We start from the raw sequence: 15151 nt of genomic DNA, 5'->3' as shown, positions 1-15151 counted from the left end.
CCTAAAAGGCCAACTCTAATGTTAGATAAAGTAGTCATTGCAAACCGAGGTGAAATTGCACTTCGTATATTGCGCGCCTGCAAAGAGCTTGGGATCAAAACGGTTGCTGTGCATTCAACGGCAGATCGCGATCTTAAGCATGTATTGCTTGCAGATGAAACCATCTGTATTGGTAGACCATCAGCAACTGAAAGTTATTTAGATATTCCGCGCATTATTGCTGCGGCTGAAATAACTGACGCTGTAGCGATTCATCCTGGTTACGGTTTCCTTGCAGAAAATGCTGATTTTGCCGACCAAGTTGAGCAAAGTGGTTTTGTATTTATCGGTCCTCGTGGCGACACTATTCGCCTTATGGGTGATAAAGTGTCTGCTATCGCAGCAATGCGTAAAGCCGGCGTTCCATGTGTTCCTGGCTCTGACGGTCCAGTATCAGATGATAAAGAACGCAACATGCAAATCGCTAAGCGTATCGGTTACCCGGTAATCATCAAAGCTGCTGGTGGCGGTGGTGGTCGTGGTATGCGTGTTGTTCGCAGCGAATCTGAACTTATTGATTCAATTGCATTAACACAGCAAGAAGCTAAGCAATTCTTTGGTAATAGCATGGTTTACATGGAAAAATTCCTTGAAAACCCACGCCACATCGAAGTTCAAGTATTAGCAGACGGCCAAGGTAATGCAGTACATTTAGGTGAACGTGATTGTTCTATGCAACGTCGTCACCAAAAAGTAGTTGAAGAAGCTCCAGCACCAGGAATTACTGCTGAAACGCGTAAATTCATTGGCGAGCGCTGTACACGTGCATGTATCGAAATTGGGTACCGCGGTGCAGGTACGTTTGAGTTTTTATACGAAAACGGCGAGTTTTACTTCATCGAAATGAATACACGTATTCAGGTTGAACACCCTGTAACTGAAATGGTTACTGGTATCGATTTAGTGAAAGAGCAGTTAAAAATTGCAGCGGGTCAACCGTTATCATTCACTCAAGACGACGTTGTTATTCGTGGTCATGCTATTGAGTGTCGTATTAATGCTGAAGATCCTGAAACGTTTATCCCGTCACCGGGTAAAATTACACGTTTCCATCCAGCAGGTGGTTTAGGTATTCGTTGGGACAGCCATATTTACGCTGACTACACGGTTCCACCACATTACGATTCAATGATTGGTAAGTTAATTACTTACGGTGAAAACCGTGATGTAGCTATTGCTCGCGCACGCAATGCACTTAACGAGCTAGTAATTGACGGAATTAAAACTAATACTCCTTTGCATAAGAGAATTCTTGCAGATGAAAACTTCCAAAATGGTGGTACTAACATCCACTACCTTGAGAAGAAATTAGGATTGTAATTCTAGCCTGTAAAAGGCGTTTTATCTCAGTTAATAACCAGAGTTATTAATCTGATTTAAATAATTAAAAATCCGATATCAGGAGACTGATATCGGATTTTTTAATGTCTGTAATTTATACCAATTCGTTTAATTAAATGATCAAGTATTATTGCGGATTGGTATAAAGCCTTATAGGCAATAAAAAAGTCCATAAAATATACTGCAAAGAGTAAATTCGATGGACTCAATATTTATACAATATGTTGAACTAACATTAAACTAATTTAGATTCAATTAACTGTAGTGCTTCTTCTAAAATTGTTTCTACTGCTTTTTTAGCGCGTTCAGGATCGCGTGACTTTATGGTTTCTAAAATATCAGCGTGCTTAGCAACGTCTGCGCCCGGTACACCTTTAATGTGGTTTGTATAACGAATACTTACTCTAAGGGCAGTACTAATAAACTCAGTTAACTGCACAAAAAAGCGATTGTTACTGGCAACTAATATGCTGGTATGAAAAGCAATATCAGCTTCGAGTGGGTCGTCCAAGCCTTCGTCTGCTTCAGCCATACGGGCTAAGGCGTTATCAATTTCAGCGAGTTGTTCAGCAGTTGCATTTAGTGCAGCAAGAGCGGCTGCTTGTGGTTCAAGGGCAACGCGTACTTGAGTAAATTCTTTTAATAATGAAAGTGATGGCTTGCTGCTTAAAATCCAACGTAGTACGTCGGTGTCAAACATGTTCCAGCTGCTTTCAGGTAATACACGAATACCTTGCTTAGGACGAGAAGAAATTAATCCTTTAGCAGAGAGCATTTTTACCGCTTCGCGGGTAGCGCTGCGACTTACATCATACTTTATACATAAATCGGCTTCAGAAGGGAGGCCTTCGCTTACAGGGTAAACACCACGCACAATAGCAAAACCCAAATCGTGGGTTAATTGTTGTGTTAAATTTTGACGGGGTTGGCTTTTCATTGCGCAGGATTCCGAGTTGATATATTGCTTTATTATATATCATATATCATATTAATGTACTCAAGGATATGATATAAACTTTTAATTAGTTAAATATTTTAGCACAGCAATAACAACTTAGTTTGGCTCTTTATACTGTAAATGTAAGTTTATAAAGAGTTTAAATAAAATTGAAAATGCGCTGTATGGAGAGTTGAATTTGAACACCCTAGCTCAATATCATAGTCTTTCTGGTAAAGTTATTTTTATTACTGGTGGTGCATCAGGCATTGGCAGAGCAATGGTTAAGTCCTTTGTAAACCAAAATGCAAAAGTAGCATTTATAGATATTGATGATAAGGCAGCGCAATCGCTTATTCGTGATTTACCCAATGCAAAACTATGGTATAGGCAAGTTGATGTAACTGACTCTCATGCACTTCAGCAATCACTTGTGGATGCATGCGCCGCTTTTGGTGCCATTAATGTACTAGTCAATAATGTAGCGAACGACCGCCGCCAAGCGAGCGAAGACGTTACAGTGCAAGACTGGGATCAGTGCTTACAAATAAACTTAAACCCTGCATTTTTTGCCTCTCAAGTTGCTATGTCTTTTATGAAAGGCGATGGAGCCGGCAGTATCATTAATTTTAGCTCTATTAACGCGATTATGGGCCAGCCACAAATGGCAGGCTATGTAACCGCAAAAGCAGGGCTAATTGGTATGACTAAGGCATTGGCTCGCGATTACGGCGAGTTTGGTATTCGCGTTAACGCTATTTTGCCAGGGTGGGTGGCTACCGACCGTCAACTAGCAAGCTGGTTTACCGAAGAAGAGCAAGTTAAGTGGATGGAAGCCATGGCACTTAAAAAATTAGTAACTCCTGAAGATGTTGCTAATTTGGCACTCTTTTTAGCCGCCGATGAAAGCAGTATGATCACCGGGCAAAGTATTAAAATTGACGGTGGGAGGCTTTAAAGCTTGGCTAATTCATCTCTTTTTATTGCTGTTGACTGGGGCACGAGCCATTTACGTGCTTATTTGTGCGAAGTACAAGCGCAATCAACACTTAAATTATTAGCACAACGTGATGGCCCTGGCGTTGTTAAGGCGAATCAAAATTTTGAGCAAACCCTAATCGACACGATTTCGGTGTGGAAGCAAGAATATGGCAGTTTACCTATATATATTGCAGGGCAAATTACCTCAAGCATCGGCTGGCACGAAACGCCATATTTAGAATGCCCAATTAATCCCGAAGGGCTACTTAATGCTGCGGTTAGCTTTGATTGCGATGGGCATATAATTAAAGCGTTACCTGGCACAAAGTGTACGCTGCAAAACGGCTTGTTTGATGTAATGCGCGGCGAAGAGCTGCAAATTTTAGGGTTTTTAAAGCAAAATCCAGAATATCAACAAGGTAAAATATTATTATGTTTGCCTGGCACACATACCAAATGGGTGCTTATAAATAACGGCGAAATCATTTGCTTTAAAACAGCCATGACCGGCGAGTTATACGATTTGTTATGTCATCAAAGTGTTTTAATTCCTAATGACTGCGCAGAAGGTGAGTTTGATTTTAAAGCATTTGAGCAAGGCTGTGAGCTAACTTTAGGTAGTGATAGCGGTAACTTGGCTCATGGTATTTTTAGTGTGCGTACACGCCAGCTTTCAAAAGAGTTAACGCCAGTACAAGCCAAAGCTTATTTGTCGGGTGTATTAATTGGCAGCGATGTACGAGCAGCTCGGCATGCAAGCGAGTGGCAATTATTGAGTGATACACAAGTTGTAGTGATTGGCACAAAGCAGCTGAATAAGTGTTTTACTACGGCGCTTAACCAAATAGGTGTGAAGTGTGTTGAGTTTGATATTAAAACAGCGACGCTTAGCGGTTTTAATTATTTGTTTAATTTAGAGTCAAAAAAATAAACCCCTCTATAAAAATTAAATTATAAAGGGGTTAACAGGAAGCTATTATAACTTAATAGTTAAGCGCTTTTAGCTGCTTGGTTATGCTCAATGTAATCATTGAGCGCAGCAACTTGTGCCTCATTAAAACGTAGTCCTAATTTGCTGCGGCGCCATAAAATATTGTATGCGTTTTCTGCCCACTCTTCATTTAGCAAGTATTCTACTTCTGCTGCAAATAAACCATGGCCAAAATCTTGGCCTAAATCACTCAACCCAGTTGCATTAGCTAATATATTTTTAGCGCGAGTACCATAAGTGCGTACAAAGCGTTTAAGTGTTATTTCAGGTAACCATTCATATTTTTCTTTTAGCTCTGATTTAAGTGCTTCTACAGAGCTAAAATCACCACCAGGGAGCGAGCTATGCTTGGTCCACGCTTTGCTCATTTGTGGGTAAAAGTCTTCAAGCTTATTAACCGCAGCTTCGGCAAGTTTGCGATAAGTTGTAATTTTTCCACCAAACACACTCAGTAGAGGTGTTTGTTTAGCATCACTCGAAAGCTCTAATTTATAATCGCGTGTAACGGCTTGCGCATTAACTGATTCGTCATCAAGTAATGGGCGTACACCTGAAAAGGTATGTACTATGTCTTCGCGTTTAATCGGTTGTTTAAAGTAGGTATTAGTAATATCAATTAAGTAATCAATTTCTTCATCACTAATTTTAACGTCTTGTGCTTCACCTTTGTGTTCTACATCGGTTGTGCCAATAAGTGAGAAGTCATCTTCAAACGGAATAACAAACACAATACGCTGATCTTTATTTTGTAAAATATAAGCTTGTTTCTCATCGTGAATGCGAGGCACTACAATGTGGCTACCTTTTACAAGGCGAATATTTTGTGGCGATTTTTCTGTTAGGGCTTCATCAAATAACTTAGCAACCCACGGGCCTGCAGCATTAACGATACCTTTGGCTGAAATGCTGTATTTAGCTTTACTCTTTTGTTGTTCAAGCGTTACCTGCCATTTACCGTGCTCACGTTTAGCATTTACACACTTAGTTTGTGTGGTAATAACGGCGCCTTTTTGCTGCGCTGCAAGGGCGTTTAAAACGACTAAGCGAGAATCATCAACCCAGCCATCAGAGTATTCAAACCCTTTGGTAATAGAGGGTTCTAAAACGCTATTTTCGCCAAATTTAATGCTTCGAGAACCCGCTAGTGTTTCGCGTTTCGCTAGGTTGTCATACATAAACAAACCAATGCGAATCATCCATGCAGGGCGTAAATGCTTTTGATGCGGCAATCTAAAAGTAAGTGGCCACATAATATGGGGTGCGTTCTTAAGTAGCACTTCTCGCTCTGCTAGGGCTTCTTTTACTAATCTAAATTCGTAATGCTCAAGGTAGCGTAGACCACCGTGGATCAGCTTAGAACTATTTGAAGATGTTGCACAGGCAAGGTCTGATTGTTCGCACAAGAGTACTTTTAATCCTCTGCCTGCTGCATCAGCTGCTATTCCAGTGCCGTTTACACCGCCACCGATGACTAGTAAGTCATATTCGTTATCTGCTAATTCCACCGAGCTAACCTTTTTATTTGTAATATAAATAAGACATAAACATCATAAAGCTGCTGTTTTCATTTGACAATAGAAAACCCAGTTTTTTATTCGTTAATTTTGACGCCAATCCATTTTCAATTTAAAGCAGTAAAGCATGCCTTTTAAATCTAGCATTTAGCTAAGTTAAAAAAGCAAAGTGGTTAAAGTATTGACCTTAACCACTTAGTATTTACTATGGGCAGTTTTTATTCGTTAAGCATACTTGAGCTACGCAGTGCTGCCATTTTGCGTATAGATCGTTACGCTCGTCGGCACTCATGGTTGGCTCAAAACGACGGTCGCATGTCCACATTTTAGATAACTGCTCAGTCGACTCGTACACACCTGTTTGTAAGCCAGCTAAATATGCTACGCCTAAAGAAGTGGTTTCGGTCACAGTTGGGCGCTCAACTGTTGCGCCTAAAATGTTTGATAAAAAGGTCATAACCCAATTATTTTTTACCATACCGCCATCTACACGAAGCACACTTGGGCGAAGACCATCACGCTCCATCGCTTTTTGTAAATCTTTGGTCTGGTAACCAACTGATTGCAGCGCTGCGGCAACTATGGTGCTAATACCCGAATCGCGTGTTAGCCCTAAAATAGCGCCACGTGCATTAGGGTCCCAATAAGGAGCACCTAAACCCGTAAACGAAGGCACTAAAAATACACCATGATCGAGCGGTACATCTTTAACCATCGATTCACTTTCGCCAGCATGGCTAAGTAGTTTTAAGCCTTCAACAATCCACTGCATAGTTGCGCCAGCCATAAATATACTGCCTTCAATGGCGTAAGTTGGCTTGCCGTTTAATCTATAAGCAACAGTGGTCAATAAGCGGTTTTCTGAGGTCAGTGCTTTTTCGCCAGTGTTAAGCATTAAAAAACAGCCAGTACCGTAAGTACTTTTTGCCATGCCTTGTTCAAAACATGCGTGGCCAACAAGCGCAGCTTGCTGATCGCCTGCAATACCACAAACACGAATTGGCGCGCCAAAAATGTCAGCACTGGTTGAACCAAACTCGTCAGCTGAATCCATTACTTCTGGCAGCATAGATTCTGGAATATCGAATAACTCTAAAAGCTCTTGATCCCACTGCTGGGTGTGAATATTAAATAACATGGTGCGCGATGCATTGGTTGCATCGGTGCGGTGCTCTTTGCCGCCTGTTAGCTGCCAAAGTAGGTAAGTGTCAACCGTACCGAAGGCGAGCTCACCTGCAAGGGCTTGTTCGCGTGCGCCTTCAACGTTATCTAAAATCCAACGAATTTTAGTGGCCGAAAAATAAGGGTCGAGCAATAAGCCTGTTTTATCGCTTATTGTTTGGCAAAGCTCATCAGTTGTTAGGCTTTCGCAATAGTCACTTGTGCGACGGTCTTGCCATACAATAGCGTTATAAATTGTTTTGCCTGTTTTTTTGTTCCACACTAAAGTGGTTTCGCGCTGGTTGGTGATACCAATGGCAATAATTTCTTCAGGCTTTACATCGTTTTTAGTTAACACTTCGCGACTAGTGCTAAGCACTGTTTGCCAAATATCGTTAGGGTCGTGTTCTACCCAACCATTTTGTGGAAAATGTTGCGAAAATTCTTGTTGTGCTGTACCAAAAACGTCTGCATCTTTTGTAAACAAGATGGCCCGAGAGCTTGTGGTTCCTTGATCAATTGAGAGTATGTATTTGGACATGATATTTGTGTTATTTATCTTATCTTATATATGACTAGATTGCCTTTAACCGAAGTTAATGGCAATGGTTTTTTCTTAAAATAGCAGATTAAAAAATAAACACGCTAATATTTTCTGGTAACTCTTTTATATAAAAGGCGTTTTATTTTTGCATTATTTTAAGGGCGTACGCGGCTATTGATTAAAACAGCCGCTTAAAGTTTATTATTACTTGGTGTGAGGTTTAGCTTGTTGCCAATCCATACCGGTAGAAAAGCGATTATCAAACCCGCGCCACTGTGGCAGCGGTTTACCATCAACAACAGCTTGGTCGCCGTTTTGTGGTAAATCTAAGTATTTACACTCGCTGGCTATGCCTTTTACGTGGCAATCCATCATGGCAAGTACAAAGTGTTTGTTGATTTCGTTTAGTGTACGCATAGACCACGAAGGCTCGTAGTAATGGCCTATATCTAGCTCACTGCTGCTTTGTGCAATAGCAGGGGCTGGGTGTGGTGCAATATTGTGGCGTGCATTTTTGTAAGTAAGCATGTACTTATCTTTGCTGCCTGTTTGTTCATAAAGACTTTTAATGCCTTCATAGCCTGAAATGTCATCTAAGTTACCGGCTATATAAAGCGAAGGTACTTTAATATTTTCCATTGCTTTGGCATCAAATATAGCGTGCTGTCCGCCCCATGGTGCAAAGGCCACCATCGCTTTTATACGTGGGTCTACTTTTGGATTTTGGTATTGCCCACCAGCGCAGCTGTTTAATAATTGCTGTACTTGTTTAATTTGAGCTGGGTCTTTCATACCCGTAAACATAGCTGTAGTTTGCTCATTAAAAGCGTAACAACCACCTATCGTATTTACCGCGCCATAACCACCCATTGAGTAACCAATTACGCCTGCACTTTTGTTGTCTACTTGCTTGCTTGCAAAGTTGTTTTGCTCATTAAAGTAATTAATAACAAACTGCTGATCGCGTGAGCGATTTATAAGCGTGCTAAAAAAGCCAGAGAACGGCGCATTATTAAAATCAACATCGGCATTGGTCGAGTCAGTATGATCAATCGCTACCACAATGTAACCGTGCGACGCTAAGTGCTCGCCAAGGTAGTACATAATCGTACGGTAACCGGTATAACCGTGCGAAAGCACTATCACAGGGTAGTGCTCTTTATTATTAATGGCGACATCACGCATTGCATCGGCTTGCAGAGTAAATTCTTTACCTGAACGAGTTTCATCGGTGTAGCTGGTAAGTGGTGCTTTTGCTGTCTTTGCAGCCGGATACCACACTTCTACTTTTAAAGGACGATCTTTTTGACCTTGTGTAGCGGGGTCAAATTGCGCAGGGTTAACTAAATCAAGTGTTTGCACACCTACATTGTAGCTACCTTTAGCTGCAAGTTCTGGCAGTACTTCGCTAGTGATTGGCGGGTATAGCTGCTCTGGTTTATTAGATTCAGCAACAGCTACACTGGCAGATAAACTGCACGTAGCAAGTAATATAGCTTTTGAAAGCGCCTTGAGTGTGTGTGTCATTGTGTGTCCTTGTTGTGTATTTTTATTTTTTAATTAGTCAGTTCAGCCGACTCGACGGCATTGCTATATTGCAACTGCCATTGTGCTCGTAAGGTATCCATTATGTTCATAACTCGTAAGCTAGTACCCAGTGGTAATACGCTGCTTTGGGTTTGTTTTTGTAATATACACTGCGTGACATGTGCAATTTCAAACTTAAAATTTTCATCGTCGCTAAAGTCGTATTCAAAGTATTGCGGGTCTTGGTCGTTTATGTGTAGTTCTAGCGTTTTTGCACCTACAAACTGAGGTATTCGAATATAGCCAAGCTCACCATTAATACATGCTTCTGTTGGGCCATTTTGCTGCAGTGCGCTGGCAAGAGATGCAAATTGCCCGTTACCGTAATCAACTATAGCAGTGCTTCGCTCATCAATGCCGGTTGTACTTTTATGTACAAAGGATTTGATGTGTTCAGGGGTTTTATTAAATACCACATCAGCAATCGAAATAGGATAAATACCTAAATCGAGCAGGGCGCCACCCGCTGTTACAGGGTTCATTAATCGGTGAGTGTTGGCAAAGCTGCCAGGTAAACTAAAGTTGGCATTAACACTGTGCACATTACCAATAACACCTTCACTTAGGAGCTGTTGTAATTTTACTATAGCTGGTAAAAACCGCATCCAAACACCTTCCATTAAAAAGCAGTTTTGTTGCTTGGCAAGCTTAGTGAGGCTTTGTAACTGCTCAGCATTAACGGTAATTGGTTTTTCGCTTAGCACGTGCTTATTGTGTGTTAAGCATTCGGCTATCGTTTTAAAGTGTTGATCGTGCGTATTGGCAATATAAATAGCGTCAATGTTTGGGCATTGAATAAGTGCTTGATAGCTCTCATAGCCTTGAATATTGTACGATGTGGCAAATTCTTTAGCGCGCTGCATATTCGTTGATGCAGCGCCAATAAGCTGTGCATCACTGCAATGCGCAATGCTTTTAGCAAAGGTGTGAGCTATATTGCCACACCCAATAATTCCCCAATTAACCTTTGCCATGCTTATTCCTTAGGTTTATTTAAAAAGACGTAATTTGTAATCCTGAACCCGCTGAACATACGTAAATATCAGCATTTAAGCTAAAGCGCTCAAAGTAATGCTTTTCTACCGCAGCTTTAATAAGAGGTACTTCAGCATCGCGACACAAACATACAATTGCGCCACCAAAACCACCCCCTGTCATACGTACTGCGCCGCGATCGCCCATCGCTTCTTTACAAATTTCTACTAGGCCATCGGTTGCTGGTACGGTTACTTCAAAGTCGTGTTTGAGAGATTGATGCGATGCAGCCATTAATTCGCGAAGCGCATCCATATCGTTATTTTGTAGTGCAGTAGTTGCTGCAATTACACGGTCGTTTTCGCTAATTACGTGGTGTGCACGTTTATATTCGTTTTCGCTTAATGTCGCTTTTACTGCTTGCAAGCCAGTCATGGTTGCTTGGCGAAGTGTTTCTACACCCATTTTTACAGCAGCTTGTTCGCAGTCAATACGGCGCTGGTTGTATTCGCTATCAACCAACTTGCGCGGGTAGTTAGAGTTAACAATAACAATATTTAAATCATCAGGAACTTTAACTGATTTGGTTGCTAGGTTTTCACAGTCGATTAATAGTGCATGCCCATTTTCGCCTTTAGCTGAAATAAGCTGATCCATAATGCCGCATTGGCAATGCATAAAGTCATTTTCGGCTTCTTGGCCAAATAGCGCAATTTGCTCTGGCGGTAAACCAAGCTGTGCAACATGGTTAAACATACCGCCAACTGCAACTTCTAGTGCTGCCGATGATGACAAGCCACTACCTTGCGGTAAGTTACTGTCAATAAGTAGATCGGCGCCACGCAGTGTGTAGCCCGCTCTTTTAAGAACATAAGTCACAGCACGAATGTAGTTACCCCATTGCGACTGGCCTTCAGTGATTTCTTCATCAACACTAAAGCTGTCTTTTTCGCCTGGGTAATTTAAAGAATGCACAGTAATAATATTGTCGTCGCGCTCTTTAAACATTACTTGGGTACGAAACTCTAACGAACACGGTAAAACAAAACCGTCGTTGTAGTCGGTAAATTCGCCAATGAGGTTTACACGCCCCGGTGCTGCTGCAATACCTTGAGCAGGCGCGCCATACAGTGACAAAAATTGTTGTTGGAATTCGTTAAGCTTCATCTGTGTGTCCTGCTGTATCTTTATAGTGTGTTGTACTGGCTGCTTTTAAAATAGAAGCAGCGGTTTCTGCGCTTAAATCGCGTTGGCTTTCGCCTAGCATTTCGTAGCCTACCATGTGTTTTTTAACAGTAGCAGAGCGAAGTAGCGGCGGATAAAAGTGTGCATGCAAACGCCAATGTTGCTCATCAGAGCCTCTATTAGCGGGTGCATTGTGCCATCCCATTGAGTATGGGAAGCTGCAATTAAATACGTTGTCGTACTTAGTGGTTAATACTTTAAGTGCCTGAGCCAAAGAGTTGGTTTGCGCATCGTTTAGCTGGCTAAAGTTTTGAATATTATCTTTAGTTACTAGCATTGTTTCAAACGGCCATGCAGCCCAAAATGGCACAACAACAAGCCAATGTTCGTTTTCAAATACAACACGAGTTTTATCTGCTTGCTCTTTTTGCGCGTAATCGTCAAGCATGGCTGTGCCATGCTTTTTATAATAGGCAAGCTGCTGGTTATCTTCGGCTTCTATTTCGGTTGATAAATGCGAGTGAGCCCATACTTGGCCGTGAGGATGAGGTTGCGAACAACCCATGATCTCGCCTTTATTTTCGAAAACTTGTACGCATTCGTACTGCTGTGCAAGCTCTGTGTAATTTTGTTTCCAGGTTTTTACTACTTCGTGCAATGCGTTTTGGCTAAGCTCTGGTAGTGTTTTATTATGCTCTGGAGAAAAACAAATTACGCGGCATTCGCCACTGGCTTCGTCGGCAATAAATAAATCGCTGTCTGACTCTAAGCTTTGTAATTGCTCGCTGGCATTAGGTGTTAATGCGCCAAAGTCATTTCTAAATACGTGTGTGTATTTGTAATCTGGATTGCTGTCGAAATTTGCACGGGTATTGCTTGGGCAAAGTGGGCAGCTTTCATCGTGTCTTGGTAATACGTTTTCATTAACGGCTTCTGTTGCGCCTAACCATGGGCGGTTATTACGATGTGGTGACACTAATACCCAACGACCCGTTAGCGGATTTTTACGTCTGTGAGTACTTTCTAATAAAGCCATATTAACTCTCCAACCCACTTGGGTAATTAGTTTGCCAGCGCCATGTGTCGTTTGTCATGTCGCTAAGTGTTAGTTCTGCGTGCCAGTTAAGTGTGTTTTGCGCTTTTGTGGCATCGGCGTAGTTACAGGCAATATCACCTGCTCGGCGCGGTGCAATTTGATAAGGAATATCTTTATTGGCTGATGCGCTAAATGCGTTGATCATATCAAGCACAGAATAACCTTGCCCTGTGCCTAAGTTGTAAGCATGAAAGGCGGTATCTGTTTTATGCTGCATAAATGCCGCAACATGACCTTTAGCTAAATCTAAAACATGAATATAGTCGCGCACGCCTGTGCCATCTTCAGTGTCGTAGTCGTCACCAAAAATATTAACCACGTCGCGTTTGCCTACTGCAGTTTGAGCAATAAAGGGCATTAAGTTATTAGGAATACCATTAGGGCTTTCACCTAATAAACCACTTGGGTGTGCACCTACTGGGTTAAAGTAACGAAGCGCTATGCCCATAAATTTGCTGTTGGCATTACATACATCTTGCATGGCTTGTTCAACCATAACTTTAGTCCAACCATAAGGGTTAGTTGCGCGTATAGGGTGTTTTTCGTCAATAGGGAGGTAGTCTGGTTCGCCGTACACAGTAGCCGATGAGCTAAATATAATATGGTTAACGCCTTCATCTTGCATGCTTTGTAGCATGCTTAATGTGCCCGACACATTATTTCGATAATAACGCAGTGGTTGCTCAGTTGATTCGCCAACGGCTTTTAAAGCCGCAAAGTGAAAAACAGCTTCGGCTTTAGTGTGTTTTAGGGCGAGTTTAAATTGTTGCTCGTCTTGAATGTCACCCAATATAAACTCAAAACGAGTACCTGTAATCTTTTCGAGTTGGTCAAGTACCCGCGCACTTGCATTAGACAAGTTATCATAAATAACAGGCGTAATACCTGCTTCATGCAATGCAATACATGTGTGACTACCTATGTAACCCATGCCGCCAGTAACTAAAACTTTCATGTTTATTCTCGAAAAGTGTATTTATATGATAAATACTACTATTAAGGTGGTTTAAAAACAATAGTTATGATTACTGGATAATTCAAATAAAAGCATAAAAAACATTCAGATTGAACACTCGCTTGTGTTTAAGTGGCATGTTTTTATTTTAACTAACATAGACTTAGCTTTATCAATTGATTAGATAAACTGATTCGATTATTGACCTAATTATCAGCGGTAGGGAGGCTGCTAATATAGCGAAAACAAAGTTAGGAGAGAGCAACATAAATAAAACAGTTTTACTTACCGGTGCTACCGATAGCACTGGCTAGAAACGCAAAGATGTTATTAACCCAAGCACTGTATTTATGAAACCTGTGGGTGGCTTTGTAAGGTTTAGAGAAAATAGCCATTGTTGATCTAAAGAGCTCACTTTATCAGTGAGCTCTTTTTATTTAGTTGCATTACTGCTCTTGCTGCAAGCGCTCGTATAGCCAATCTTTTAATTCCGTACGTTCGTGTTTTAGCTGATGCATTTGCTCGTCGCTTATGGGGGCATCTTTGAGCTCTAACACTCTAATTTCTTTATCTAGCTTGTCGTACTTATCTGCTTTTTTTGCAAATTCAGTATCGCTGTCATTTAACTCGGCAATGGTCTTTAAGTACTCTGGAAAGTCATTAGTTAATGAGTGGTCTTCGCCTAACATATTCGCTCCTTAATAGGATATAAATGAGCTCACAAGTAAGTGAGTTGTATAAGTGAATTACTGCCTTTCATATAATACACTGGGGCTTACATAGATATAATTCAACCATTGAGCCGCTAATTTGATGTAGAGCAAACAATCTGTTTATTTTGCCCAGTAAGGCATTTCACCAAAGTATTTAACAGAGCGATCAATAAACGCACGTACTTTAGGAGTCAATAATTTATTGTTGGGGTATACAGTTTAAATAGTTGTATTAACTACTCGTGAAAAGCTTAGGGTTCGATATTATTGCTCAAGGTGCAAGGAATCTCTGGCTAGAGAAAATAAATTTAAATATAACCATGATTCAATACGTTAATAAATCTATTAACCAGAGTTCAGGTTAAGTAAACTAGTACCCGCTAAAGACTTTTAAGCATTTTAGCTAAAAGAGTTAATTTTTAACGCTTTTTGCTAATTTATGTTGGTTAATTAATAGTGGTAGAATGCAGCGCTTAGTACTACTTGTGTGAAGTAAGTGGTCAATAATTTATAAGGTTTGTTGTGTAATGCTGTTAATGATCGATAACTACGATTCGTTTACTTACAACTTAGTGCAATATTTTCAGCGTTTAGATCAAGACGTTTTAGTAAAACGTAATGACGAGCTAAGCATTGCACAAATAAAACAGTTGAACCCGAAACACATCGTTTTATCGCCGGGGCCATGCACCCCTAACGAAGCGGGTATTTCGTTAAATGTTGTTGAGCAACTAAAAGGGCAATATCCTATTTTAGGAATTTGCTTGGGGCATCAAACTATCGCACAAGCTTTAGGGGGAGATGTAATTCGTGCTAAAAAAGTAATGCACGGTAAAACATCACCCATAGTTCACACTAATAAAGGGGTGTTTAAAGGTTTAGCTAACCCGTTAACAGTGTGTCGTTATCATTCTTTAGTGGTTAAATCACAAACTCTACCTAAAGAACTTGAAGTAACCGCATGGACTCAGACTGAGCAAGGCGAGTTTGACGAAATTATGGGGTTACTTCATAAAGAACTAGCAATCGAAGGTGTGCAGTTTCACCCCGAAGCTATTCTAACTGATCAAGGCTTAGAACTGCTTGATAACTTTTTAACTCGCTTCTAATGTTATAATACACAGAGCATTTA

The 15151-nt window shown here is 40.9% G+C and carries 13 protein-coding genes; 4 read left to right on the top strand and 9 right to left on the bottom strand.

Going from position 1 to position 15151, the window contains the following annotated elements; translation table 11 throughout:
- Positions 1–18 precede the first annotated feature (18 nt).
- Positions 19–1359, top strand: coding sequence for an acetyl-CoA carboxylase biotin carboxylase subunit (gene accC / locus CXF64_RS08745; RefSeq protein ID WP_007580045.1), 1341 nt, complete (start codon positions 19–21; stop codon positions 1357–1359).
- A gap of 256 nt (positions 1360–1615) precedes the next feature.
- Here the strand turns inward: accC and CXF64_RS08740 are convergent, their stop codons facing one another.
- Complete coding sequence (locus CXF64_RS08740) at positions 1616–2317, bottom strand: FadR/GntR family transcriptional regulator (RefSeq protein WP_007580047.1); 702 nt, start codon at positions 2315–2317, stop codon at positions 1616–1618.
- A gap of 199 nt (positions 2318–2516) precedes the next feature.
- On the opposite strand from CXF64_RS08740, the gene CXF64_RS08735 reads away from it, so the two are divergent.
- Positions 2517–3275 (top strand): SDR family NAD(P)-dependent oxidoreductase, encoded by a 759-nt coding sequence (locus CXF64_RS08735; protein WP_002958845.1) that lies wholly within the window; start codon positions 2517–2519, stop codon positions 3273–3275.
- A gap of 3 nt (positions 3276–3278) precedes the next feature.
- Positions 3279–4229, top strand: a complete 951-nt coding sequence (locus tag CXF64_RS08730) for a 2-dehydro-3-deoxygalactonokinase (RefSeq protein WP_101216830.1) — start codon at positions 3279–3281, stop codon at positions 4227–4229.
- A 59-nt stretch (positions 4230–4288) separates the two neighbouring features.
- Here CXF64_RS08730 and glpD read toward each other — a convergent pair whose 3' ends face one another.
- From glpD to CXF64_RS08690, 8 genes are all read right to left on the bottom strand, one after another.
- Positions 4289–5794 (bottom strand): glycerol-3-phosphate dehydrogenase, encoded by a 1506-nt coding sequence (gene glpD, locus CXF64_RS08725; RefSeq protein WP_101216829.1) that lies wholly within the window; start codon positions 5792–5794, stop codon positions 4289–4291.
- Between the two features lie 214 nt (positions 5795–6008).
- On the bottom strand, positions 6009–7505 hold the full coding sequence (gene glpK / locus CXF64_RS08720) for a glycerol kinase GlpK (RefSeq protein WP_033010428.1): 1497 nt from the start codon (positions 7503–7505) through the stop codon (positions 6009–6011).
- 207 nt (positions 7506–7712) lie between these two features.
- Entirely contained in the window at positions 7713–9035 is a 1323-nt protein-coding gene (locus tag CXF64_RS08715; protein ID WP_101216828.1) for an alpha/beta hydrolase family protein, read from the bottom strand.
- Positions 9036–9064: 29 nt separating this feature from the next.
- Positions 9065–10069: a Gfo/Idh/MocA family protein gene (locus tag CXF64_RS08710; RefSeq protein ID WP_101216827.1), complete on the bottom strand. Its 1005-nt coding sequence runs from the start codon at positions 10067–10069 to the stop codon at positions 9065–9067.
- A 19-nt stretch (positions 10070–10088) separates the two neighbouring features.
- The gene (galK, locus tag CXF64_RS08705; RefSeq protein ID WP_101216826.1) at positions 10089–11237 is read right to left on the bottom strand and encodes a galactokinase; all 1149 of its coding nucleotides are present in this window, start codon (positions 11235–11237) and stop codon (positions 10089–10091) included.
- The gene (locus CXF64_RS08700) at positions 11227–12291 is read right to left on the bottom strand and encodes a UDP-glucose--hexose-1-phosphate uridylyltransferase (protein ID WP_101216825.1); all 1065 of its coding nucleotides are present in this window, start codon (positions 12289–12291) and stop codon (positions 11227–11229) included. Before CXF64_RS08700 ends, galK begins: the two co-directional genes overlap by 11 nt.
- A 1-nt stretch (position 12292) precedes the next feature.
- On the bottom strand, positions 12293–13306 hold the full coding sequence (gene galE, locus CXF64_RS08695; protein WP_101216824.1) for a UDP-glucose 4-epimerase GalE: 1014 nt from the start codon (positions 13304–13306) through the stop codon (positions 12293–12295).
- Positions 13307–13752: 446 nt separating this feature from the next.
- Entirely contained in the window at positions 13753–13995 is a 243-nt protein-coding gene (locus CXF64_RS08690; RefSeq protein WP_024589575.1) for a YdcH family protein, read from the bottom strand.
- Positions 13996–14546: 551 nt separating this feature from the next.
- Between CXF64_RS08690 and CXF64_RS08680 the strand changes: the two genes are divergently transcribed.
- Complete coding sequence (locus CXF64_RS08680) at positions 14547–15128, top strand: anthranilate synthase component II (RefSeq protein ID WP_024589576.1); 582 nt, start codon at positions 14547–14549, stop codon at positions 15126–15128.
- Positions 15129–15151: the final 23 nt, after the last annotated feature.

This window comes from Pseudoalteromonas sp. GutCa3 (assembly GCF_002836155.1).
In the GTDB taxonomy this organism is placed as follows: domain Bacteria; phylum Pseudomonadota; class Gammaproteobacteria; order Enterobacterales; family Alteromonadaceae; genus Pseudoalteromonas; species Pseudoalteromonas arctica.
Note: the sequence above shows the minus strand (reverse complement) of the source record. Positions and strands in the feature narration are given on the sequence as shown.